Here is a 20,575-nt window from a genome sequence, read left to right as displayed (position 1 = left end):
TAAGGATCGACAATCCCGAAACGTTAAGGTGAGATAAATGGTCACCTTATTTAGTTCACACCTGTGGCGAAATTCTGTCCACGGGTCCTTGTGGGAATACGCAATGACAGCACTGTCTCGCCGCGGCCTGGTCGGCCTGCTCCTGGTTACCACCGCCCTGGCCACCGGCCACGCCTTCGCCCAAAGCCCGATCGCACTGGGGGAGGTTGTTGTCGAGGCAGATGCAGAGGGCGTTGAATATGCCACCGTGCAGACCACGGCTGGCTCCAAGCTGGCAGTAGCGATCACGGAAGTGCCGCAGTCGGTGTCGGTGGTCGATCGCGCGCAGCTAGACAAAATACCTGGCGCCAAAGCCGACGAAGCGCTGCGTTATACGGCTGGTGTCCAGCCTTCAACCTATGGCACCGACGCTGATTTCGACTGGGTGCGCGTTCGTGGTTTCCAGGCAGACCAGACTGGTATCGTTCAGGACAACCTGCCGCTCTACCAGTTCGGCTTCGGCTCCTTCCTGATCGAGCCTTTCCTGCTTGAGCGCATCGAAGTGCTCAAGGGTCCCGCCTCCGCGCTCTATGGTGGCGCCAACGTGGGCGGCGTCATCAACTACATCGGCAAGCGCCCGACGGGCGAACGCCTGCGCTACACCGAAACCGGCATCAACAATTTCGGTAATGCTTACTTTGGCTTTGACGTTGGTGATGCCAGCGAGACCGGTGATCTGGCCTACCGACTGACGGGCAAGCTGTCCGGCGGTGGTTGGGAGACCGATGACGCCTCAGATCTCAAGGGCTCCGTCCTCGGCAGCGTGACGTGGGCGCCCACCGAGCAGACGTCGTTGACGGTTTACGGCCAGTACCAGGCCGGCGACCTCGATCACACGTCCACCGGTTTCCTTCCCTATACGGGGACCGCTGAGGATGCCGCAGGCGGTGTTCGCATTCCACGCGATTTCAACTATGGCGATCCGAGCTTCGACTCCTATGACCGCCAGCAGGCGATGATCGGTTACGAACTTGAGCATGATCTAGATGGCACTTGGACCATCAAGCAGAACGCTCGCCTCGCCGGCGTCTCGCTCGATGAACAGTATCTCTATACCTATGGTGAAGTGAGCGGAACGAATACGCTGGATCGAGCCGCCTTCCAGCACAGCACCGACATCCTCACCTTCAACATCGACAACCAGATTTCAGGTACCGTCGAGACCGGACCGATCGAGCACAGTCTGCTCGCGGGCCTGGACTACAAGAATGTGCGGTTCAGCTCGGTCCAGGGTTCTGACTCAACGTTCTCAAGCGCTGTCCGTGTGCCCCCTATCAACGTGCTCGATCCCCAGTATGGTGTAGTGAGCCCGCTGATCAGCACCTATCTGGATCAGGATATTTCCCTGCAGCAACTTGGCATCTACGTGCAGGATCAGATGCGCCTCGGTGGCGTTATTGCGACCGTCAACGGCCGCTATGACAACGTCAACATTGACTATGACAACAATTTCGCTGGCACATCTGCCTCGTCCAGCGAGGGAGCCTTTACCGGTCGCGTTGGCCTCGGCTACGAGTTTGACAATGGTCTGACGCCCTACGTTAGCTATGCGACCTCGTTCAGCCCCACCATCGCGACCAGTGCCACCGGTGCTCTGCTTCCGTCCGAAGAAGGCCGCCAGATCGAAGCGGGCATCAAGTATGCGCCCACATTCATCGATGGCCTGTTCACCGCCTCGGTCTTCAGCATTGACCGCGAGAACTACGCCCAGTCCCTCCCGTTTCCGGCGACGGGCTCGGTTGCGATTGGCGAAGTGAACGTCGTCGGCGTTGAGCTTGAAGGTCGGGTCAATTTCGACCAGGTCTCCGTTTTTGGCGGTCTGACCTGGCTCGACGCAGAAGTCGTCGATGACGTTGACACCACGCTGATCGGCAACTCACCGGTTCAGATTCCGAAGCTGACCGCTTCGCTGGGCGTCGAATATGCCTTTGATGGCCAGTTCGATGGTCTCGTTTTAGGCGGCGGTGTGCGTTATCTTGGCGAGAGCTGGGCTGACAATGCCAACACGACGGAAGTTCCGGACGTGACCTTGTTCGATGCCAGCCTTCGCTACGAGAAGGACGATTGGGGTGTCGCCCTTACCGCCTCGAACATCTTTGACGAGTCCTACGTTTCAAGCTGCCAGACCACGACCTCCTGTGGCTACGGCGCCGGTCGCACGGTTACGCTCAGCCTGAGCAAGAAGTGGTAGGTTAAACCTTCCGCCTGTTCGAACGTTTCGCTCCGGCCGCCTCGTGTGGCCGGAGCTTGTTTTCAGCACTGGGTTCGCCATGATCAACCGCCGCCTTGCCTCAACCCTTTTGGTGCCCGCTGCATTTTTCGGCTTGGTCGCAGTCGCCCTCGCCCAGGACCTCCCCGCCGCCAGCGCCAGCGTTGAAATCGGCAACCTTCCGCATGATCTGTCGCCTTGGGCGATGTTTGTGGCGGCTGACTGGGTGGTGAAGGGCGTGATGGTCGGGTTGGCTTTTGCCTCGTTGATCACCTGGGTCATCCTGATCGCCAAATTCCTGGAAATCACCGGCGCCAAGGCGCGCATGCGGCGCACGCTGCGTGTGGTGACGTCGTCCCAATCGCTCGACCAAGCGCTGGCCGGCATTGGCGATCGACGGGGAACCGGCGCCATGCTGCTGCGCTCGGCCGATGAAGAGGTCCGCATGTCCTTTGCTGCCCTCGATCGGGCCGGCGGCGATGGCCTCAAGGAACGCGTGTCGTCGCGTCTCGCGCGCCTCCAGGCGGCGGCCGGGCGCCGGCTTTCGGTCGGCACCGGCATTCTCGCCAGCATCGGCTCGACCGCGCCATTCGTCGGCCTGTTTGGCACGGTCTGGGGCATCATGAATGCCTTTATCGGCATTTCGCAGGCCCAGACGACCAATCTGGCGGTGGTGGCCCCCGGTATCGCCGAGGCCCTTCTGGCCACGGCCATCGGCCTTGTCGCCGCCATTCCAGCCGTGGTGGTCTATAATTTCTTCTCGCGCTCCATCGCCGGTTACAAGCAACTGCTGGCCGACACGGCGGCAGGCATCGAGCGTCTGGTATCGCGCGATCTTGACTACCGCACCGTTCCTGCCGGGCCGGAGCAAGCCTGATGGCCGGCGGCATCCGCGACAACGGCGACGACGAGCTGGACGAACAGCACGAAATCAATGTGACGCCCTTCATCGACGTCATGCTGGTCCTGCTGATCATCTTCATGGTCGCCGCGCCCCTGGCGACGGTCGATATCAATGTCGACCTGCCCAGCTCCAATGCCGTACCGCAGGAGCGGCCGGACGAGCCGGTCTATGTGACGCTGGCCAGTGACCTGACGCTCAACGTCAACAACACCGCTGTGACCGCCGAGGGCCTTGCCGCGGCGCTGGATGATGTGACCGGTGGCGATCGCGAGCAACGCATCTTCCTGCGCGCGGACCAGACCGTGCCCTATGGCGACATGATGAGCCTGATCAATGGCCTCCGCTCGGCCGGCTATCTCAAGGTCGGCCTTGTCGGCCTCGAGTCCGCCCCGCCCGTGACGGACAGCGCTGCCGGGCAATGAGTTCCGGAGAACGCATCGGCGCGCATGATCTGCATCGGCTGACGGCTCTCGACATTGGCCGCTGGGTCATCGCGCTCGCGCTGGTAACTGGGGGTGGCGCCACAGCTTTCTGGCTGCTGCACAACTACACGCCGCCAACACCACAGGTGCAGGCTGCCGAGCCGGCCATGCTGATCGATCTCGCCCCGCTGCCGCCCGAACCGGAACCGGTCGTTGAGCCGGAACCGGTCGTCGAGCCGCCGCCTGAGGTGACGCCGCCACCCGAACCGCCACCCGTTGAAGAGCCTGTTCCCGAACCGGAACCCGTGGTGGAGGAGCCGCCCCCGCCTCCGGAACCGAAGGTCGTCGAGCCGCCACCCGAGCCCGAGGTGGTTGAGCCGCCGCCGCCTGAAGTGGTGGAGCCCGAACCCGAGCTCATTCCGGAGCCGGAAGAAGCAGAGCCCGAGCCCGAAGTCTCGCCCGACCTGCCCATGCCGATGACCATGTCACCGCAACTACAGCAGCGCCGCGCCGAGACCCCACCTACGCCCCGTCCGCAACAACAGCCACGGCCTCAGCCGCCGGCACAGCCGCGCCCGCAGCCCAATGCACCGGCACCTTCTGCGCCGGCCAGCACGGTCTCGCCCCAGCAATGGCAGCAGCAGGCGCTGACACGGATTGATTCCCGCAAAGTCTATCCCCGTGCCTCGCAGGCTGCCGGCGAGGAAGGCGTTGTGGTGATTAGCTTTTCCGTCAATGCCAGTGGGCAGATCGCCTCGGTCGGCATCGCTCGGTCATCCGGTTTTCCGGCGCTCGATCAGGCGGCCGTGGAGACGGCGCGCCGCGCTTCGCCCTTGCCAGCACCTCCGGCAGGGATTGCCGGTCAGCCACTGACGGCAAATATTCGTTTCTCGCTACGCTAAACCGCTGTCAGCCAATCGGTTCGGGCATCGGCACATGCAGTCCGGCCGCTACGTCCTTGAGCTCATCGATGATGCCGGCGTAAAGCACCACGCCGTCTTCCAGCGCCTTGCTGCGCCGGCGCAACGCTGCATCGCCGGGCAGGCGGACGGCTTCGACGCCGGGGCGGGGTGGGTTGGAGCGGCACTGCTCGGCGAGCCAGTCGGTCTGGCGGAGAAAATCGTCAATGCCGCCAAAGGCTTGCGGGTCGCGGACGTCGATCGTGACGGCGGCACTCGTGCCCTTGGGCGCGTCGGCGCGGCCATAGCCGGCCAGGCCCTGGGTGAGCGCCTCGGCGTGGAGCGCCATGCCGTAGCCCTTCTGGCCATGGTCGAGCCCGCCGGTGGGCAACAGCGTGCCGCCGTCCTTGAGCACGGCCGGGTCGTTGGACGGGTTGCCGGCCTTGTCCATCAACCACTCATGCTCGAAGACGCGGCCCTCGCGGGTGAGGCGCTGGCTCATATTGACGGTTGTGATCGAGGCGGAAATATCGATCAGCATCGGACCTTTAGACGTCGGGATGCCATGGGCTACCGGGTCGGGCGTATAGAGGCCCTTGAGCCCGCCAAAGGGCGCGACCTGAGCGCCCGATGGGCTGGAGCTGGTAATGCTGATCATCAGGCCCTGGCTGGTCGCGTCCTGCAGATAGGCGGCGAGGGCGCCGATGTGGTGGCTATTGCCGATGACGACTGTCGCAGTACCATATTCTTTTGCCCGTTCGCAGGCCAAGGCGACACCCTGGGAGGTGAGCCAGGCGCCGGGTAACCTGTTGCCATTCCAGCAGATTGCGGCGCCGCGGTCGGATAAGACCTCCGGGCTGCCGGATTTGGTCATCACACCATCGGCGACGCTTTGCAGATACCAGCCAGCGAGGGCGAGGCCATGCGTGGTGTGGCCCATTAAATCGGCCTCCACCAGATACTTGGCAATGGCAGCAGACTTGTCGGCCTCGACGCCGGCGGCTTCGAACAACTGGCGGGTAAAACTCTGCAGTTCGGACGGGGAGTAGCGTTCCTGAACGGTCATTCTGCTTTCCCTTCAAAGACTTGGCGGTTGAGCATGCGGGACGGACGGCCGCCGGTCAGCATGGTCTCGATATCGGCTATGTTCATCAGGCTGGTGCGCTCGACGGACTCGGTGGTGTCGGCGCCCATGTGCGGGGTGAAGACGGCGCGGGGCTGGCTGAAGATAGGATGGGACCAGTCGGGTGGCTCGGTGACGAAGGCGTCGAGCGCTACGCCGCCAAGTTTTTTGCTGGAGAGTGCGTGGTTTAGCGCGTCGAGATCGACCACTTCGCCGCGCGCCAGGTTGAGCAGGCAGGCCGTCGGTTTCATCAGTGCGAGCTTGTCGGCGGTGATCAGTGTTTCGGTGCCAAAGACATGCAGCGACACGTAGTCAGACTGTGAAAGAAGGTCGTCCAATGCTAACAGACTGATAGCATTGAGCGTCGCAAAATCGCGATCTGGATAAAGATCGGTGGCAACCACGCGCATGCCGAGGCCAATGGCCTTTTTGGCGAGCAGTTTGCCGATATTGCCGAGGCCGACCACGCCCAGCGTCTTGCCGGAAACCTCGCTGCCAACCATGCGGACCCATTTGTGCTCCAGCATGTTCATGTGACCGGCCGGGACATTGCGGGCGAGGGAAAACATGGCTGCGACAGCGAGTTCGGCGACCGCATTGGAATTGGACGCCGGGGTGTTGAGCACGGGAATGCCGCGCGCGGTGCAGGCAGCGATGTCGATATTGTCGGTCCCCACGCCATGCTTGAGCACGGCGCGGAGCTTTGGGGCCTTGGCTAAAGTGTTGTCATCGACTGGAATAAGTCCGGTGATGAGAAAATCGGCGCGGGCCAGGGCATCGCCCAACCCGCCATCAGGCAGGCTGGTATCCACGCCGCGCAGCACTTCCCAGCCCAGCTGTTCGAGCTTGGCTGGGACCTGTCCAAAACGGCCAAAGCCGGGCGATGTGGTGGCGATGACCGTCATGGATAGTCCTGTCAAGAGTCTGTGGAATCAGGAAATTGTGGCTGACACCGAACCGAGGTCGCCACCGTCCACCACGACATTCGTGCCATCGAGCGGCAGCGGGCCAAGGCGGGCGCCGGTGATGACGACATTCCCCGACTGCAGCGGCAGGCCGCGGGCGGCGGCGTGATTGGCGAGCCAGGCGAGCGAGGTCAGCGTGTTCTCGGTCGAGCCATTGCCGGGGGTGCTCTGCACCTCCTTGCCGTCGACAAGCATGCTCAACGACTTCTTGGAGAGTTCCGGCCAGGTGTCTGCCGGGATGGCTGGCCCGAGGATGACAGCGCCGCTATTTTGCAGGTCGGCGATGCCAACGAGGCTTGGATTATTTCGACGGTCGAAAAAACGCGAGGCGACGATTTCGATGGCGACATGCAGCGAGCCGATGGCGGCGCGGACATCGTCGGCCGTATAGCCCCCATCCTTGCCGGGCAGGTCGCGATTGAAGGTCACCGCAACTTCGCCTTCGATGGCGATGCCGGGATAGTCGCTGAGCTTGAGCGTGACGCCATTCTCGAAAACGGTGGTGGAGAGGATCGGCGAGGTGAAGGGTTCGCCGGTCTCGGGATAGGGCTGCACCTTCCAGGCGCCGGCCGGGCCGATGGCCTTGATGGTTTCGGTCTGCACCAGATAGGCCGTGGCGGCATCGGCTGGCACGAGGTTGTCAGGCAGCGTGTCGATCAGCGCGCCGCTGGCACGATGCGTCAGCAGCAGGTCGGTCAGGGGATGGGTCATGTCGGCTCCGTTCGCGTTCAGAATGCGCTCTTATAGATCGACAGAATGTCTTCCACACCCAGCGCGCGCGGATTGTTGTCGATCAGGCGCTTGATCGCAAAGGCTTCTTCGGCCCAGAGCGACAGTTCGTCCTCCTTGGCGCCATGGCTCTGAAGGCTCATGTCGACGCCCAGTGACTTGCAATAGTCATGCGCGCTGGCCAGCACGATGCGTTCGTCGGCATGATTGGGCAGGCCGAGGGCAGCGAGCACGGCAGCGGTCTTTTCCGGCCGGGCCGAGGCGTTAAAGGCCAGGACATGCGGAAAGATGATCGCATTGGCGAGGCCATGCGGGAGTTTCAGCTGCGTGCCGAGCGGATAGGCCAGGGCATGGCCGCCGGCGGTGTTGACCGGACCGAGGCAGATACCGCCGTAGTAAGAGGCCAGCATCATGCCGGCGCGGGCTTCGGTATCGGTGCCATCCCTGACGGCGCGGGCGAGATATTTGCCGACCAGTTCGATGCCCAGGCTGGCATAGCCGTCGATCAGCGGATGGGCCTTGATGTTGGTGAAGCTTTCCACGCAATGGGCTAGGGCATCCACGCCGGTGGCTGCCGTGACGGCTGAGGGCACGGAATAGGTCAGCTCGGGGTCGAGCACGGCAATATCGGCCAGCATGTGCCGGCTTTCGACGGCGAGCTTGGCCAGCGTCTCGGGATTGGTGACCAGCGAGCGGATGCCGGCTTCCGAGCCGGTGCCCGAGGTGGTGGGCACCTGGGCGAGCGCCGAACGGCGGCCGGCGACCTTGTCGACGCCGACGACGTCGAGGATCGACTGTTCGCTGTCCCACAGCACGGCGACGAGCTTGGCGACATCCATCACCGAACCGCCGCCGAGGCCGATCACCAGGTCGGGCTTGAAGGCGCGCGCGGCGGCCAGCACGGTTTCGAAGGCCGGCAGGTCCGGCTCGGGCGGGATGTCGGTGAAGGTGGTGACTTCGCCCTTGAGGCCGATGCGGTCGACAAAGCCGACCGTGGGTGCCATGGCGACGACGAAGATGCGTTTGTAGGCAGCGGCCCAGTCCCCGAGCTTGCTGATCGCGCCGGCCCCGATCTCCAGCCGCGCGGGCTGCAGCAGGGTGATCGGGCGGGCCATGGAGAGGGTGACGTCAGACATTGTCCTCGGCCTCCAGCTTGGCCATCTGGCCCCAGACCACGTCGAGTTCGGCCGCGGTCAGCTCGACCAGCGGCGGGCGGACGCGGGTCCAGCCGGAATGGTTGCGGCGCTTGGCCAGCATGGCCTTGATGGTGGGGAGCTGGACATAGGCGTTGGACAGGTCGCGCCAGGCATTGATGCGGGCCTGGGCGGCATCGACCTTGTCGTTCTGACTGGCGTCGAACCAGTTGTCGAACACAACGCGCAGATGCTTGCCGATAAGGTTCGAGCTCGAGGTGATGCAGCCTGCACCACCGGCGCGCAGCAGCGGCAGCATGAAGGGATCGGCGCCGGCGAGGACCGAGAAATTGTCGAATGCCTTGGCGAAGGCTTCCATGCTCTCGATCTTGCCCGAGGAATCCTTGACGCCGACGATGACGCCGGGGAAGGCCTCGCGCAGGCGCGCGGTGAGTTCGAGCGAGATGCCGATCTGGGCGATCGGGGGGATGTGATAGAGAATGACGCGCAGGTCATTGCTCTTCACGCCTTCGATCAGCTCGGCATAGAAGCGGAACAGGCCCTCGTCGCTGACACCCTTGTAATAGAAGGGCGGCAGGACCACGCAGGCTTTCACGCCGGCTTCGACGGCATGTTTCACGAGGGTGACGCTGTCGGGAACATTGGTCTGAGACGTGCCGGGCAGCAGGCGCTGCGGATCGAGGCCGGCAGCGATGACCTTTTCGAGCAGTTCCTGGCGCTGGCGGATCGAGAAGCTATTGGCCTCCCCGGTGGTGCCGAGCAGGGCGACGCCATCGCAGCCCTCTTCGATCAGCGCCCTGGCATGGATGGCAAAGGCGGCGTGGTCGGGCGAGCCATCCTCAAGGACGGGCGTGGCGGAGGCGCAAAAGACGCCGGAGACGGGCAGTTGGCGAGCGGGATTCATGGCTATTTCCCCGAAACGAGCCGACGCGCATAGGCGATGGCGGATTGCATATTGGTGTGATTGGCCTTGCCGGTGCCGGCAATGTCGAAAGCGGTGCCATGGTCGACCGAGGTGCGGTCGATAGGCAGGCCGAGCGAGACGTTGACCGCGGTATCGAAGGCCACGAGCTTTATCGGGATATGACCCTGGTCGTGATATTGCGCGACGACGAGGTCGAAGGCGCCGTTATAGGCGCGGTGATAGACCGTATCGGCCGAGATCGGGCCGGTGACATTGATGCCCTCGGCCTGCGCCATCTTGACGGCCGGGACGATCTGCTCGTCGTCCTCGGTGCCGAACAGGCCACTCTCGCCGCAATGCGGATTGATGCCGGCGACGGCAATGCGCGGGTTTTCGTAACCGATGCGCTTGAGATGCTCGTTGCCGGTGCGGATGGTGGCCAGAATCCGCTCGGGCGTAGCGCGGTCGATGGCGGTCTTGAGCGAGACATGGGTCGAGACGTGGATGACCTTGAGGCGCTCCGAGCCGAGCAGCATCCAGGCCGTCTTCTGGCCGGTGAGATGGGCCAGCATGCCGGTGTGGCCATCATAGTGGTGGCCGGCCAGGTTGAGCGCTTCCTTGTTGATCGGCGCGGTGACGATGCAGCCGATTTCGCCGGCTTCGGAATCGCGCACGGCCTTTTCGATGAAGCGGAAAGCGGCATCGCCGCCGCGCGGATCGAGCTTGCCCCAGGGCAGGGGACCACCTTCGATCGGCAGGTCAACCACGACGCCGTCGAGATCGACATCGACTCCGAGTGCCGCGCGGGCTTTGTCGAGGGTTTCGCGATTGCCATAGATGCGGGTGCGGGCGCGGTCGTCGGCGCTCATTTCCGCCACGGCCTTGACCGAAATCTCCGGGCCGACGCCAGCCGGGTCGCCCATGGTAATGCCGATGATGTCGCTCACGAGTGTTCTCCGTCGATCCATCCCGCGGGGAGACGGACATGTTTGATGGCGCGCCGGAAATAGGTGTAGGCGACATGCAGTTCGCCGCCCTGGCCTTCCAGCAGATAGGGGTAGGACAGCTCCTTGTTGCGCCCGTCTTCCGAATTGTTGGAGAGGCAGGTGCCGGTGCTGTTGTCGACGATGCGGCGCAGCGGCCAGGTCTTGCCGCCGTCGGTCGAAATGCAGAGGGTCAGCGGTGCGCGCGGCACGCCCCAGATCGGCGAGCAGCCGCCCGAGGCATCGGGCCGGTCGTCGCCTTCTTCGATCTCGTCATAGAGCGAGACGCGACGATCATCGGAAGTCGCGGCCGACGTCGGGTTGCAGACCATGGCAAGGCGCCCGTCAGCCAGGCGGATGACATTGATCGAGGAATTGTTGTTCGGCACGTCGGTCATCTCGGGGGGCGACCAGGTCACGCCACCGTCGAGGCTCTCCGAACGGCCAACGAAATCGGACTGGCGGCGGCGATAGAAGGCGACCATGTGGGTGCCATCGAGCGGCACGATGGTCATGTGCACCGAGCCGATGGAGCCGGGGACTTCGGACATGGTCCAGGTTGCGCCTTCGTCATGGCTGACGGCGACGGCGGCGGTGTCGTGGCTGCCGTTCCAGCGCTGGCCGGGGCGGGAGATGCAGCGGAACACCGGCATCATCCAGGCGCCGTCCTGCCGGCGCACGAAACGGCCGCGGATGAAACTGCCCAGCGGCAGGTCGAGGTCGCGGGGCTCGGCATCCTTGAGCGAGCCGCCTTCGACCGAGATCACGCGAGCGCGCAGCAGGCATTCGTCCTGATTGCCGGAGGGCTGGGCGGTGTGGAACAGCTGGAAGACACCGTTGCCATTGCGCCAGAGCACCGGGTTTTGCTCGGAGCGATCGGGGTCATGGCTGAGGCGCACATCCTGGCTCCAGGCATCAGCACCGGGTGCCAGGGTCGAGGCATAGATGGAAATGTCGGACTTGCCCTCGAGCGTACCGCCAAACCACAGGCAGGCCAGCGAACCATCATCGAGATGTTCGAGAAAGGCAGCGTGATTCTGCACCATGGGCGAGGGCAGGAATGCCTCGACCCGACCGTCATCTGCGGTCGTGAGCTGGCCGTTCATCCGGCCTGCGATCTCCTCCGGCGTCATGTCCTCTCCCTCCTGTTTGTTGGCGTCAAAATTCACACTGAACAACATGTTGTCAAGTTCATGTTTGGCAGAAATTGCATTCTACCAAAGTGTGATCTGGCATAAAGCGCAGCAATACCAATGGTATAAATCTGTTCTGGCAAACCGAAAGAGCGGATTTCGATTTTTAATTTGACAACTGCAGGGTGTCTGCGATTAGTTTCGAACCGTGGATGGCGTGCCGTCCCGGAGGAAATTTGCGTGAGTGCATCCGCAGCGGCGCTCACAGCCCTGAAAAGCTGCGATGGGAGGTTACATTGTTGCTGAAGCCAATTCTTGTCGGTGCCCTGCTGGCATCGACGGCTGTCGGCCCTGTGTTTGCGCAGGCTGCCGACACCGATATCACCGTGGTGCTGAGTGAAGAGCTCGACCTGGTCGAGCCCTGCATGGCGACCCGTTCCAACATTGGTCGCGTCATCCTGCAGAATATCAGCGAAACCCTGACCGAGCTCGACGTGCGCGGCGACGAGGGCCTCAAGCCCCGCCTGGCCGACAGCTGGGAAGACAGGGGCGATGGCACCTGGCAGTTCAAGCTGCGCGATGGCGTCAAATTCTCTGACGGCACCGATTTCGACGCCGAAGATGTCAAGCACTCCTTCGATCGCGTGTTCTCGGACCAGATCACCTGCGAGTCCAAGCGCTACTTCGCCGATACCGCCCTGACCTTCACCGTGGTCGATGACCTGACGCTCGACGTCAAGGCCGAGCCGGCCCAGCCGGTGCTGCCGCTGCTGATGAGCCTCGTCACCATCGTGCCGTCCGAGACGCCGATGGAATTCGTGCGGGATCCGATCGGCACCGGCCCCTATGTCATGTCCGAATGGACCGCTGGTCAGCAGATCGTGCTCGACCGCCGCGACGACTATTGGGGCGATCAGCCCGAAGTGACCAAGGCCACCTATGTGTTCCGCTCCGAGCCGGCCGTTCGTGCAGGCATGGTGGCCGCAGGGGAAGCCGATATCGCGCCGCAGATCACCGCCGAAGTGGCCGACAACCAGGCCACCGACTTCAGCTACCTGAACTCGGAAACCGTCTACCTGCGTGTCGACAGCCAGGACGAGCCGACCACCGACCTGCGCGTGCGTCAGGCGATGAATGCCGCCATCGACCGCGAAGCCTTCATCGGCACCGTGCTGCCCGAAGGCACCGAACTGGCCGTCGCCATGGTGCCCCCGACCACGCTGGGCTGGAACCCGGATCTGTCGCCGCCGGCCTATGATCCGGAACTGGCCAAGTCGCTGCTTGAAGAGGCCAAAGCCGATGGCGTCGATACCAGCCTGCCGATCGAAATCATCGCCCGCACCGAAAACTTCCCCAATGTGACGGAAGTGGCCGAAGCCCTGACCCAGATGCTGGTCGATGTCGGCTTCAACGCCACGCTGCGCATGGTCGAAGTCGCCGAGCACGAGCAGTATTACTCCAAGCCGTTCCCCGAAAGCGAAGGCACGCGCCTGGTGCTGAGCCAGCACGACAACAGCCGTGGCGACCCGGTGTTCTCGATGTTCTTCAAGTATGACAGCCAGGGCACCCAGTCGGGCGTCAACGATCCCAAGGTCGACGACCTGATCGCCCAGGCTTCGGCTGCCACCGGTGACGAACGCGCCGCCCTCTGGTCCGAGCTCTTCAGCTATGTCCAGAAGGATATCGTCGCCGACGTCCTGCTGTTCCACATGGTTGGCCTCAGCCGTGTCAGCGAACGCCTCGACTTCACGCCGACCATCGCGACCAATCAGCAGCTGCAGCTGAGCGAGATCGGCTTCAAGTAAGACCTGCCTCCCAGAGGTCAGATGCGAGGTGCCGGGGTCTCTCCGGCACCTCCGCCAATTTCAAGCACAACGGGTGACCGCCATGACCAAGATGATCGGACAGCGCGCCATCGCCAGCCTTCTCTCCCTGTTGGGACTGATGATCCTGGTGTTCTTCCTCTCGCGCCTGACGGGTGACCCGGCCGTTCTCTTCCTGCCGATCGACGCGACCGAGCAGATGAAGAGTGAATTCCGCGCCCTGCATGGGCTCGATCTGCCGCTGTTCGAACAGTTTGCCCGCTATGTCTGGGACCTGTTGCATCTCGATTTCGGCGAAAGCCTGCGCAAGGCGCGGCCCGCCATCGACATCGTCATGGAAGCCTATGCCTGGACCTTCCCGCTGGCGCTGATCACCATGGGCCTGGTGGTGGTTTCGGCCATCGTGCTGGGCTCGCTGGCCGCCTTCAATGTCGGCGGGTTCTTCGACCGCCTCGTCTCGATCGTCTCGCTGGTCGGCGCCTCGGCGCCCGACTTCTGGATCGCCATCGTCGCCATCGTGGTGTTTGCGCTGGGGCTGGGCTGGGTGCCGACCTCGGGCGTGGGCACGCCGCTGCACTGGGTGCTGCCGATTGCCGTGCTGTTCATCCGCCCCTTTGGCCTCGTGGTGCAGGTGGTGCGCGGTTCCATGCTCTCGGCGCTCGGCTCGCTCTATGTGAAGACCGCCCGCGCCAAGGGCGTCAAGAATACGCCGCTGATCTTCGTCCACACCCTGCGCAACGGCATGCTGCCGGTCATCACCGTCATCGGCGACCAGGCCGCTGCCATGCTCAATGGCGCTGTGATCGTCGAGACCATCTTCGGCTTCCCCGGCATCGGCAAGCTGATGATCGACTCCATCCTGCAGCGTGACTTCAACGTCGTGCTGGCCGCCATCATGGTCACCGCACTCGCCATCTTCATCATGAACATCCTGATCGACATCGCCTATGGCCTGCTCGATCCCCGGATCCGGAACTAGGAGGCGCGAGATGGCTGACCTGTCCCTCTCTCAACCCACGAAGCCGGTCGAACCGCGCGGGCCGTCGATCCTGTCGATGCTGTGGCGCGACAAGCTGGCCTTCATTTCGGCCGTGGTGCTGGTGCTGATCGTGCTCTTCGCGATCTTCGGGCCAACGCTTCTGGGCGAGCTGGCCAGCAAGCAGAACCTGCGCGGCCGCAATTTTGCGCCCTTCAGTTTCGATCGCGGCTGGGCGCTGTTTTTGGGCGGTGACTCGCTGGGCCGGCCGATCCTGGCGCGGCTTGTGGTTGCTGCGCATTCCACCATCATGATCGCCGCCGGTACCGTGTTTGCCGCGGCCGCCGTCGGCGCCGTGCTCGGCCTGATCGCCGGCTATGCCGGCAAGACGACGTCGCAGGTCATCATGCGGCTGGCCGACGTCATCATGAGTTTTCCTTCGCTGCTGATTGCGGTGGTGGTGCTCTATGTGCTGGGCGCCTCGATCCCCAACATGATCCTCGTGCTGGCCATCACCCGCATTCCGATCTATCTGCGCACCACGCGCGCCGAAGTGCTCGAAGTGCGCGAGCGCATGTTCGTGCAGGCGGCAGTGGTGATGGGCGCAAGCCATGCCCGCATCATCCTCCGCCATATCCTGCCGGTGGTGGCGCCGACGCTGGTGACCATTGCCACACTCGACTTCGCCTTCGTCATGCTGGCGGAAAGCTCTTTGAGCTTCCTCGGCATCGGCGTGCAGCCGCCCGACATCACCTGGGGCCTGATGGTGGCGCAGGGCCGTCCCTATCTCAACACCGCCTGGTGGCTGGCCTTCTGGCCGGGCCTGATGATCGTCATCACCGCGCTGTCGCTGAACCTTCTGTCGAACTGGCTGCGCATTGCGCTCGACCCCGCCCAGCGCTGGCGCCTCGAAGCAAGGAAGACCAAGAATGTCTGAGCCCCTGCTGACCGTCAAAAACCTCTCGGTCGATTTCCATACCGCCCGTGGCACCGTCAATGCGGTGAAAAATGTCAGCTGGTCCGTCGGTCGCGGCGAGACGCTGGCGATCCTCGGCGAAAGCGGCTCGGGCAAGTCGGTCTCGGCCAATGCGGTGATGAACCTGCTCGACATTCCGCCGGCCGAGATCGTCTCGGGCGAAATCCTCTATGAGGGCAGGGACCTGCTCAAGATTTCCTATGAGGATCACCGCGCGCTCAACGGCAAGAAGATCGCCATGATCTTCCAGGACCCGCTGGGCCATCTCAACCCGGTCTATACGGTGGGCTGGCAGATCGTCGAGATGATGACGGCGCATGGCCGACCGGCCGATGCGGCACGGGCGCGGGCGCTGGAACTCATCAAGCGGGTTGGCCTGCCGGACCCAGAGCAGGCGATGCGCAAATATCCGCATCAGTTTTCTGGCGGGCAGCGCCAGCGGCTGATGATCGCCATGGCGCTGATGCTCAAGCCCGATATCCTCATCGCCGACGAGCCGACCACGGCGCTCGATGTGACCATTCAGGCCGAAGTGCTGGCGCTGCTCAAGGAATTGCAGGCCGAAACGGGCATGGGCCTCGTGCTCATCACCCATGACCTGGGTGTCGTCGCCGAGATTGCCGACCGCGTCGTGGTGATGAACAAGGGCGAGATCGTCGAGACCGGTTCGGTGCGCGACGTCTATCACGACCCCAAGCATCCCTATACCCGCAAGCTGATCGATGCTGCGCCTGGCAAGGGCGAGATAAAGCTGCTCGACCCCCAGGCGCCGCTGCTTCTGCATGCCCAGCGCCTCAACAAGACCTATGGCGGCTTTGCCGCGCTCAAGGATGTGTCGCTGACCCTGGCGCGCGGGCAGACCCTGGCGGTCGTTGGCGAAAGCGGGTCGGGCAAGTCGACGCTGGCCCGCACGCTCCTGCGTCTCGAACAGGCCGACAGCGGCGAGGCCCTGTGGAAGGGGCGGGACCTGATCAGCATGGGCGCCCGCGAATTGCTTGGCGTGCGCCGCGAAATCCAGATGGTGTTCCAGGACCCGACGCAGTCGCTCAATCCGCGCATGTCGGTCTATTCGCTGATCGCCGAAGGCTGGGACATCCACAAGCTGATGGGCGACAAGTCCAAGCGCCGGGCGCGGGTGATCGAGCTGCTCGAACAGGTGGGCCTGTCGCCCGAACATGTCGACCGCTATCCGCACCAGTTTTCCGGTGGCCAGCGCCAGCGTATCGCCATTGCCCGGGCCCTGGCGCTCGAGCCGGAACTGATCATCTGCGACGAGGCGGTTTCAGCATTGGACGTGTCGATCCAGGCGCAGGTGATCGCGCTGCTCGACGACCTGCGCAAGCGGCTGAACATCTCGTTCCTGTTCATTGCCCACGACCTGGGCGTGGTGCGCGACTTTGCCGATACCGTCATCGTCATGAAGTCGGGCGAGATCGTCGAGCGTGGGCCGACGGCGCAGATTTTCGATGCGCCGCAGCATCCCTATACTCAGCGCCTGCTGGCAGCCAATCTCGACCCCGATCCAGACGTGCAGGCGCAGCGCAGGAATGCACCGGCCCATGCCTGAACGCGCGATCATCGCCGATGATCTGACCGGAGCGCTTGATGCCGCCGCGCCCTTTGCCATGCGCGGGATTTCGACGGCGGTGGCGCTGGATGTTCACGCCTTGCCCGAGGCGATTGCCACGGGCGCGCGGGTGATCGGCGTTTCGACCGACAGCCGCGAGATCGCGCCGGATGCGGCGCGCGAGGCGGTGCGTCTTGCCGTGGCGCAATTGCCCGAGGGCACGCAGCTGTTCAAGAAGGTGGACTCCCGCCTCAAGGGCAATATTGCGGCCGAGCTCGATGCCATGCCGCATGAGCGCAGCCTTGTCGTGCCCGCCATTCCGGCCTTTGGGCGCTGGATGCGTGATGGCAGGCTGGGCGGCTTTGGTGTTGCCGAGCCGATCGCCATTGCCGAGCGGCTGGGTGCGCATGCTGACGTCGCCGCGATCCCGGACATCGAAGACCAGACCGATATCGAGCGCGCCTTGTCGCAAGACGTCGACCTGTTGATCGGCGCGCGCAGCCTGGCTGAGGCTCTGGCGAAGATGATGGCGCCCGATGCGGTTCTTCCCGACCTCTCGCTGCCCCAGGCCAATGTCTATTGCGTCATCGGCTCAACCGATCCGATCACCCTCCGCCAGTTGCAGCACCTGCGCGAGAGCAATCCCGATCTTGTCTATATTCCGGCCCCAAACGGCACGGCACCAGACGGTGTGCTGCCGTATCCCGGTCGGCTGACGGTCATTCAGGCCGTGCCGGGCGATGCGCCGGCCGATGGCGTGGCCGTCGGCATGGCGCTGGGGCAATCTCTCGCACGCCTGTCGCCAGCGCCTGGGTCACTGTTGATCTTTTCCGGTGGCGCGACGGCACAGGTCATCCTCGGTCAGCTTGGCATCAGGGTGCTCGAACTTGTGGGAGAAGCCCAGCCGGGCCTGCCTTTGGCGCGGGCCGGGGGCTACACTGTGATTACAAAGTCAGGTGGCTTTGGTGACCGGGAGGCCCTGACCCGGCTGACCGCTGCCTATCGCACGATCGGGAGCCCAGTGCAGCATCATGTCGGATAGTCCCACTGGGCGGCGCAGCCTGTCAGAAACTGTCTTCGAGCGTATCCAGCGCGCCATCAAGTCCGGCGCCTATGCCGTCGACGAGCGCCTGCCGACCGAACATGCCCTGGCCGCAGAATTCCAGGTCTCCCGCCCGATCATCCGCGACGCCCTGCAGCGCCTGCGCGACCAGGGCCTGATCTATTCCCGCCGGGGCGCCGGTTCCTTCGTGCGCGAACAGGGCATTCGCGAGCCGCTCGGCTTCGGGCAGATGGAAAATCTCTCCGACCTGCAGCATTGCTACGATTTCCGCCTGACCATCGAGCCAGAGGCGGCGGCCATGGCCGCGCAACGCCGCACACCCGAGGCGCTCGGCAAGATCAAGACGGCATTGAACCTGCTGCAGGATGCGACCAACCGGCAGGCGCACCGGGCGGATGCCGATTTCATGTTCCACCTGTCGATCGCCCAGGCCGCACTCAATCCCTACTTCGTCACCGCCATGCAGGCGCTGGAAGAACATATCGCCGTCGGCATGCGCCTGCACGGATTGTCGCTCAAGAGCACCCAGGGCGGCCTCAAGCATGTCTTCGTCGAGCATACTGCGGTGTTCGAAGCCATCCGCGACGGCAATGCCGAGACCGCGCAGCGCCTGATGCGCGAACATCTTACCGGCTCGCGCAACCGCCTGTTCTCGACCGACACGGCGCACTGACGTCAAACGGCCGGACGGTAAACTACTCATATCATTCAACGAGTTGGGTCAATTTTACTTGGCGTGCAGCGTCTTGTCTTGCGCCTGGAGTCGCCCGGACTCTGCCTTGCAGTTGATGCCTGTGATGTTGTTGCATCTGTTTGTTGATTAATAAGTATTTGGTGCTTGAATGAACTTGTGGGGAAACAGGCAGGCGCGTAAGGATTTGCACGTTCTGCCGGGGGGCTGTCACCAATGTCTGCGAATTTCTTGCCGCGCCTGTTGATGGTGTGCGGAACCTTGGTTGTGACTGGCGCAGTCCAGGCTGCTGACTTGACCGGCTACCGGGCCGGCATCTGCATCAGCCACAGCGATTCAGCGCTGGCGTCGCAGTCGACCGAGACCATCAGGCAAACCGTCTGGGCCAATTTCGAAAGCGCCAAGACCGGCATGAGCGATCCGCAGGTGCTCGCTTCCAACCGCTCGGCCTTCGTCTGGGCCATGGAGGCGCGCTGGGCCTGTGCCACGGCGGCCGGCTATCTCAAGGGCGGCAATGTGGACGTCGAATCCGTCGAGAAATGTGACTGCTTCCACCAGCGTTACGAGTCGTTCCGCTAAGCGGGCGTCTGCAGGAAAACAACAATGAAGACCAAACTTCTCAAGGCCGTTCTGCTGTCGGGCGTGGCACTGCTGACGCCGGCCATGGTCAATGCCATGGGTCTCAACGAGGCGGTGCAGATCGCGCTCGAAAGCAATCCCGAAATCGGCCAGGCCATCGCCAATCACGATGCGACCGGCTTTGAACTGCGCCAGGCGCAGGGCCTTTACGCCCCCCGCGTCGATCTCGACGCTTCGGTCGGCGTGCAGCTGGTGGACAATCCGACCCGTCGTGCCCAGGGCATCGACGACGAGGGCCTTTATCCATCGCAGGTTGGTCTTTCGGCGACCTGGGATCTGTTCGACGGCGGCTTCCGCGACAGCGAAGTGGCGCGCCAGTCCTCGCGCGTCGACAGCGCCTCCTACCGCGTGCTCGAGCGCAGCGAATTCATCGCCCTGCAGATCGTCCGCGTCTATTATCAGGTCCTGCTGCAGCAGCAGATCGTCGAACTGACCCGCCAGAACGTCGCCTTCCACGAAGGCATCGTCAATGACGTGGCCAGTTCCATCGACAGCGGCCAGTTGACCGAAGCCGATCGTTTCCAGTCGATCGAACGCCTGGCTGCGGCCCGCGCCCGCCTGACCGAAGCCGGTGTCGAGCTCGCCGCCGCCCAGATCGAGTTCAAGACCTTCGTTGGCGTCATGCCGGGCGCCGTCAGCGCGCCGGCCCGCGCCGCCTCGGCCATTCCCGGGTCGCTCGAACTGGCCATTGCCAATTCCGTGCTCAACAATCCGCGCACCCTGTCGGCCGGCGCCGATATCGATGCGGCCTCGGCCCTCGTCGATCAGGCCGAGTCCGCGCTCTTCCCGAAACTGTCGCTCGAAGGCCGCGTCGGCACGGGCTACGACATCTCGGGCACCGACGGCTGGAACAGCGATGCGCGCGTCGGCCTCTCGATGCGCTGGAACATCTATGATGGCGGCATCCGCGATGCGCAGGTGCAGGAAGAACTGCGCCGCGAAAGCGAAGCCAAGCTCTCCTTCGACCAGACCGTGCGCGAAGTGGAACAGGCCGTTCGCGAATCCTGGCTGCGCCTCGCCAGCCAGGGCGAACTGGCCCGTGTCTATGACCAGCAGCTCAATTCCTCGGCCGAGCTGGTGGCCTCCTATCGTGATCAGTTCAATATCGGCGATCGCTCGCTGCTCGATGTGCTCGACGCGCAGAACACCCGTTTCAACGTGCAGATCCTGCGCGAGACGGCCCGCTATAGCGTGATGTTTGCCGAATATCGCGTGCTCGCCTCCGGTGGCGACCTGCTCGGCTTCATGGGCGCCAGGCCGCACCAGAGCGCCAGCGCCGGAACGCGCTCCGCTCTCGACATTCCGTCGTGGCAGGAGTCCGAGCCGCGTGCGCTCAAGCCATTAACCCTGCCGACAAACGGCAACTAAGTCCTGGC

At 63.6% G+C, this 20,575-nt stretch carries 19 protein-coding genes; 12 read left to right on the top strand and 7 right to left on the bottom strand.

Features of this window, described 5'->3' with window-relative positions:
• Window positions 1–37: 37 nt before the first annotated feature.
• The 4 genes from P0Y65_16415 (at window position 38) to P0Y65_16400 (ending at window position 4,476) form a co-directional block, all read left to right on the top strand.
• Complete coding sequence (locus P0Y65_16415; protein ID WEK03761.1) at window positions 38–2,230, top strand: TonB-dependent siderophore receptor; 2,193 nt, start codon at window positions 38–40, stop codon at window positions 2,228–2,230.
• A gap of 79 nt (window positions 2,231–2,309) precedes the next feature.
• The gene (gene exbB, locus P0Y65_16410; protein WEK03760.1) at window positions 2,310–3,125 is read left to right on the top strand and encodes a tonB-system energizer ExbB; all 816 of its coding nucleotides are present in this window, start codon (window positions 2,310–2,312) and stop codon (window positions 3,123–3,125) included.
• Complete coding sequence (gene exbD / locus P0Y65_16405) at window positions 3,125–3,574, top strand: TonB system transport protein ExbD (GenBank protein WEK03759.1); 450 nt, start codon at window positions 3,125–3,127, stop codon at window positions 3,572–3,574. The genes exbB and exbD overlap by 1 nt, the downstream gene beginning before the upstream one ends.
• A complete protein-coding gene (locus P0Y65_16400) occupies window positions 3,571–4,476 on the top strand; it encodes an energy transducer TonB (GenBank protein ID WEK03758.1) in 906 nt (301 codons plus the stop codon). Before exbD ends, P0Y65_16400 begins: the two co-directional genes overlap by 4 nt.
• Before the next feature lie 7 nt (window positions 4,477–4,483).
• On the opposite strand, the gene P0Y65_16395 is transcribed toward P0Y65_16400, so the two are convergent.
• From P0Y65_16395 to P0Y65_16365, 7 genes are read right to left on the bottom strand one after another with little or no spacing between them, the layout of a single operon-like run.
• Window positions 4,484–5,539 (bottom strand): Ldh family oxidoreductase, encoded by a 1,056-nt coding sequence (locus P0Y65_16395; GenBank protein WEK03757.1) that lies wholly within the window; start codon window positions 5,537–5,539, stop codon window positions 4,484–4,486.
• Window positions 5,536–6,501, bottom strand: a complete 966-nt coding sequence (locus tag P0Y65_16390) for a phosphoglycerate dehydrogenase (GenBank protein ID WEK03756.1) — start codon at window positions 6,499–6,501, stop codon at window positions 5,536–5,538. Before P0Y65_16390 ends, P0Y65_16395 begins: the two co-directional genes overlap by 4 nt.
• A gap of 27 nt (window positions 6,502–6,528) precedes the next feature.
• Window positions 6,529–7,272: a fumarylacetoacetate hydrolase family protein gene (locus P0Y65_16385; GenBank protein WEK03755.1), complete on the bottom strand. Its 744-nt coding sequence runs from the start codon at window positions 7,270–7,272 to the stop codon at window positions 6,529–6,531.
• Window positions 7,273–7,289: 17 nt separating this feature from the next.
• On the bottom strand, window positions 7,290–8,426 hold the full coding sequence (locus P0Y65_16380) for an iron-containing alcohol dehydrogenase (GenBank protein WEK03754.1): 1,137 nt from the start codon (window positions 8,424–8,426) through the stop codon (window positions 7,290–7,292).
• Window positions 8,419–9,348 carry a dihydrodipicolinate synthase family protein gene (locus P0Y65_16375; protein WEK03753.1) on the bottom strand — a complete coding sequence of 310 codons (930 nt, stop codon included), beginning with the start codon at window positions 9,346–9,348 and terminating at the stop codon, window positions 8,419–8,421. The genes P0Y65_16380 and P0Y65_16375 overlap by 8 nt, the downstream gene beginning before the upstream one ends.
• 2 nt (window positions 9,349–9,350) lie before the next feature.
• Window positions 9,351–10,295, bottom strand: a complete 945-nt coding sequence (gene pdxA, locus P0Y65_16370; GenBank protein WEK03752.1) for a 4-hydroxythreonine-4-phosphate dehydrogenase PdxA — start codon at window positions 10,293–10,295, stop codon at window positions 9,351–9,353.
• On the bottom strand, window positions 10,292–11,464 hold the full coding sequence (locus P0Y65_16365; protein ID WEK03751.1) for an exo-alpha-sialidase: 1,173 nt from the start codon (window positions 11,462–11,464) through the stop codon (window positions 10,292–10,294). Before P0Y65_16365 ends, pdxA begins: the two co-directional genes overlap by 4 nt.
• Window positions 11,465–11,763: 299 nt before the next feature.
• Between P0Y65_16365 and P0Y65_16360 the strand changes: the two genes are divergently transcribed.
• From P0Y65_16360 to P0Y65_16325, 8 genes are all read left to right on the top strand, one after another.
• Complete coding sequence (locus P0Y65_16360; protein ID WEK06823.1) at window positions 11,764–13,269, top strand: ABC transporter substrate-binding protein; 1,506 nt, start codon at window positions 11,764–11,766, stop codon at window positions 13,267–13,269.
• Between the two features lie 82 nt (window positions 13,270–13,351).
• Window positions 13,352–14,266: an ABC transporter permease gene (locus tag P0Y65_16355; GenBank protein ID WEK03750.1), complete on the top strand. Its 915-nt coding sequence runs from the start codon at window positions 13,352–13,354 to the stop codon at window positions 14,264–14,266.
• A gap of 10 nt (window positions 14,267–14,276) precedes the next feature.
• Window positions 14,277–15,200 (top strand): ABC transporter permease, encoded by a 924-nt coding sequence (locus P0Y65_16350; GenBank protein ID WEK03749.1) that lies wholly within the window; start codon window positions 14,277–14,279, stop codon window positions 15,198–15,200.
• Window positions 15,193–16,806, top strand: a complete 1,614-nt coding sequence (locus P0Y65_16345) for an ABC transporter ATP-binding protein (GenBank protein WEK03748.1) — start codon at window positions 15,193–15,195, stop codon at window positions 16,804–16,806. Before P0Y65_16350 ends, P0Y65_16345 begins: the two co-directional genes overlap by 8 nt.
• Entirely contained in the window at window positions 16,799–17,848 is a 1,050-nt protein-coding gene (locus P0Y65_16340; GenBank protein ID WEK03747.1) for a four-carbon acid sugar kinase family protein, read from the top strand. The genes P0Y65_16345 and P0Y65_16340 overlap by 8 nt, the downstream gene beginning before the upstream one ends.
• Window positions 17,838–18,542, top strand: a complete 705-nt coding sequence (locus P0Y65_16335; GenBank protein ID WEK03746.1) for a FadR/GntR family transcriptional regulator — start codon at window positions 17,838–17,840, stop codon at window positions 18,540–18,542. Before P0Y65_16340 ends, P0Y65_16335 begins: the two co-directional genes overlap by 11 nt.
• 285 nt (window positions 18,543–18,827) lie before the next feature.
• Window positions 18,828–19,139, top strand: a complete 312-nt coding sequence (locus P0Y65_16330) for a hypothetical protein (GenBank protein ID WEK03745.1) — start codon at window positions 18,828–18,830, stop codon at window positions 19,137–19,139.
• Between the two features lie 24 nt (window positions 19,140–19,163).
• Window positions 19,164–20,567: a TolC family outer membrane protein gene (locus tag P0Y65_16325; protein WEK03744.1), complete on the top strand. Its 1,404-nt coding sequence runs from the start codon at window positions 19,164–19,166 to the stop codon at window positions 20,565–20,567.
• Window positions 20,568–20,575 lie beyond the last annotated feature (8 nt).

This window comes from Candidatus Devosia phytovorans, assembly GCA_029202405.1.
In the GTDB taxonomy this organism is placed as follows: Bacteria; Pseudomonadota; Alphaproteobacteria; order Rhizobiales; family Devosiaceae; genus Devosia; species Devosia phytovorans.
This window is presented reverse-complemented; position numbering and strand designations above follow the sequence as displayed.